This is a genomic window from Vibrio sp. D401a, assembly GCF_030248515.1.
Taxonomy (GTDB): domain Bacteria; phylum Pseudomonadota; class Gammaproteobacteria; order Enterobacterales; family Vibrionaceae; genus Vibrio; species Vibrio rotiferianus.
The window spans coordinates 1-3,051 of record NZ_JAHGAI010000093.1; the positions used below are offsets into that span (position 1 = coordinate 1).

At 40.3% G+C, this 3,051-nt stretch carries 5 protein-coding genes; all 5 read right to left on the minus strand.

What is annotated here, in order from left to right; translation table 11 throughout:
- Positions 1 to 72: 72 nt before the first annotated feature.
- On the minus strand, positions 73 to 462 hold the full coding sequence (locus tag KIV41_RS24525; RefSeq protein ID WP_252040602.1) for a DUF4345 domain-containing protein: 390 nt from the start codon (positions 460 to 462) through the stop codon (positions 73 to 75).
- A 158-nt stretch (positions 463 to 620) separates the two neighbouring features.
- Positions 621 to 1,280 carry a CatB-related O-acetyltransferase gene (locus tag KIV41_RS24530; protein WP_285337839.1) on the minus strand — a complete coding sequence of 220 codons (660 nt, stop codon included), beginning with the start codon at positions 1,278 to 1,280 and terminating at the stop codon, positions 621 to 623.
- A gap of 159 nt (positions 1,281 to 1,439) precedes the next feature.
- Positions 1,440 to 2,150 (minus strand): hypothetical protein, encoded by a 711-nt coding sequence (locus KIV41_RS24535; protein WP_285337840.1) that lies wholly within the window; start codon positions 2,148 to 2,150, stop codon positions 1,440 to 1,442.
- A gap of 139 nt (positions 2,151 to 2,289) precedes the next feature.
- Positions 2,290 to 2,865: a DUF2971 domain-containing protein gene (locus KIV41_RS24545; RefSeq protein ID WP_285337841.1), complete on the minus strand. Its 576-nt coding sequence runs from the start codon at positions 2,863 to 2,865 to the stop codon at positions 2,290 to 2,292.
- Positions 2,866 to 2,914: 49 nt separating this feature from the next.
- The coding region (locus tag KIV41_RS24550) for an IS3 family transposase (protein WP_285337844.1) at positions 2,915 to 3,051 on the minus strand (137 nt) is incomplete at its 5' end.

Here is a 3,051-nt window from a genome sequence, read left to right on the forward strand (position 1 = left end):
ATACCACCTTAAACACTAAAACCAACGCATAGTGAAAATGCCACGCGTTGCGAATCCCTCTTGAACAGTTTGTTAGGCATTGGTTACCAGTGCCACTGACTTTCTCAGGTATAGAGCCAACAGCCCAAAAACTAACTCAGCAACTAAATAAACATACATTTGTGTATTCGGTTGACCGTCAAACAAGACACCAATTAGACGACCAAACGCCATAGATAACAATGTAATAGCTACAATGATTAAAGCCAAAGTGACATCTTGATTAATCTTGAGGACGAGTATCAAAGCAAGACCGATTGCAAACTGGGCACCACCATACGTAGCCCTAAAATCAATAGTTGCTGAGGCAGAATTGGGGCTTGAGCCTGTAATTAAGTTTGCCATGTCTACAGGGAACACAGCAAAGAGAGCTCCGTAGAGCAAAAAGAATAGCGCAGTTAAGTAAACTAATAATTTCGACATACCTACTCCTTTAGGTTCGAAAAGATGCCTAACGCCGCATTAAGGTGTGAGCAACGCTACCACGAAACTTAACCTTACCACCGTAAACACAAAACCCAACGATGGAATGAAAAATGCCAAGCGTTGGGAATCACTCTTAAATGCTTTGTTAGCTGAATTTATACTGCCAAGCCATTTTGTTTCGCAAATTCAAGTACTTTAGGAATGTCACCTTTGACTAGAATTGGCATTGCTTTCTCGATTAACTCAACTTCCCAGTCCCACCATGCTAGCTCCAAAAGTACTTCTTGGTCAGCTTCACTGAACCGAGTTTTAACGACTTTCGCAGGGTTACCTACCGCAATACTATACGGTGGAATATCTGTAGAAACGACTGATTTAGCACCAATAATTGACCCATGACCGATGTTTACTCCGGGCATGATTGTTACGTCATAACCAAGCCAAACATCATTGTCAATTACTGTGTCTCTGTATGCTTTAAATGGGTACTCTGTCAACGATAGAGCTTCAGCCCACTTTTCTCCGAAAACTGCAAACGGATATGTTGTTATACCTGAAGTTGCATGGTTTGCGTCAGGCATGATGAATTGAACCCCATTAGCAAACGCACAAAATTTACCAATATGAAGTGAGTTACCCGAAATACCAAAGTTATATAGTACATTTTTAGTCAGGAACTCTGTTGGATCGTCAAAGTCACTGTAATAGCTAAAATCACCGGCATGAACATTAGTCACTTCGCTTTCGGCGATTAGAGGTTTCAAAAAGACTGTATTTTTGAAGTCTTTGATAGGAAAAAGATTGTCTGATTTCATAGAGTGATTCTCGTTCTAATTTGCCTCTATTATTCCACACGCTGTAGGTCAATGTATTCAGCTAACGCCGCATTAAGGTGTGAGCAGCGCTTGGCTATACTTGAGCGAAGCGAAAGCGCCAAGCGTTGCGAATCACTCTTAAATGCTTTGTTATGTGTATTACCCAAAGCTTTCCAAAATATTATTTTCTAGCTCTTTCTTTTTTATCAGAGTCTTATGGTTACGAGTTTTAAACCTAATACCAAAAGAGATAAAGTGATGAAAAATAATGAGATGACTTCTATTTTTTGACCAGATGACACACTCATCCTCTGCGACAACCCATGATTTTGAGTTGGATTCTAAGTCTTTGATGGGATTGCTTGAAAACTTACTCTCATAATTCTGAGCGAAACTTGAATGAACCTGTTTATTGAAGAAGCGAATATGCATGACGTCTCGCTTTTCATTGAAGACTCGTTGATGCTTTAGAAAATATAGACCTTTGCCAAAGAACGTTGCGTAGTCGATCAGCTCTTGACTATAAACAGGCATTTTTGCTTCAACGTGTTCACCAACATCTACCGCACTGTCATACATTTCCCAAAGACGATTCGGTACACTCTTACGTTTCGTGAAAGCACGAACTAATGCTTTCACAGCTAGCTCACTATCACTGGATTGGCATCGGGCAATTAGACCAAATATTTCATCCAATGTACCTTTTTCAGAATTGCACTTACGACAGGCATAGAAATCACCCTCACCGTTGTTTCTCTTTCGCGTTAGAGCGGTATTGGGAACTAGGTGCTCAACAGAACGACTATTGTGCAAGTTCTCGCCTTTTACCATTGCAGTAGAGCAATAAGGACAAATACTGTTTACGATCAATTTGTTAGTTCCTCTATACACATAACGCCCTGTTAAGGGGTGAGCAACGTAATACAAAAGCCGCCGCATACCACCTTAAACACTAAAACCAACGCATAGTGAAAATGACACGCGTTGCGAACCCCTCTTGAACAGTTTGTTATGTGCGTTTTTCTTGGCTGAACTCGATGTTATTCCCTGCTAGTTTAGTAAATAATTTTTCAAAGAACTCTCGCTCCGAACGTTCTACTCTACGCCCGAAAATTACTTCTTTGATTTTTACATTTACGTACTTTTCATGCTGCACGAACACCCTATGCTCCTTTTCATAATCCCAAACCTCAAGTTTATGAGATAGGACCCTTTTGGCTGTTTCAGCGGGTTCATGTTCAAAACTCTGAGTTAGTTGACTTAGCCCGTCATACTCGATTTTTCTGATATCGTATGCATCACTGTCAATTTCAACACCTATTGCGATTCCATTATGCCCATTAGCATAGTGAGCCCACATTAAAGTGTTATCTGCAATTTCGGAGAGAGACACTATACCATATGAGCGTTTTTTACCTTTCAATGCAGATTTAAACTCAGAACTTAACCTGCCCGAACGATGAAAGTAATGCCCCTCCATCGGATCATTCATATCCGTATATGGAGCAGCGTATAACCTGCCATTCATAAAAATGTCTATTAGAAACTTTAGGTTATCTAAGCTTCTATATTTGTAGTAAATCATCAATTTCTCCAAGCACTGGTGTACCCCACAAAAAGTAGACAGTACATAACTACATACTTTCGTACTCAACTGGGCTGATGTACCCCAACGCTGAGTGTCTTCTTCTGCGATTGTAAAATACCTCGATGTATTCGAAGATGCCCATTCGGGCTTCTTCGACTGTTTGAAAGTCTTCTGCGTATATCA

Bases quoted from the DNA above. Each gene is read 5' to 3' on its own strand.
- KIV41_RS24530 (WP_285337839.1), bottom strand. From the start codon at position 1,280: ATGAAATCAGACAATCTTTTTCCTATCAAAGACTTCAAAAATACAGTC.
- KIV41_RS24525 (WP_252040602.1), bottom strand. From the start codon at position 462: ATGTCGAAATTATTAGTTTACTTAACTGCGCTATTCTTTTTGCTCTAC.
- KIV41_RS24545 (WP_285337841.1), bottom strand. From the start codon at position 2,865: ATGATTTACTACAAATATAGAAGCTTAGATAACCTAAAGTTTCTAATA.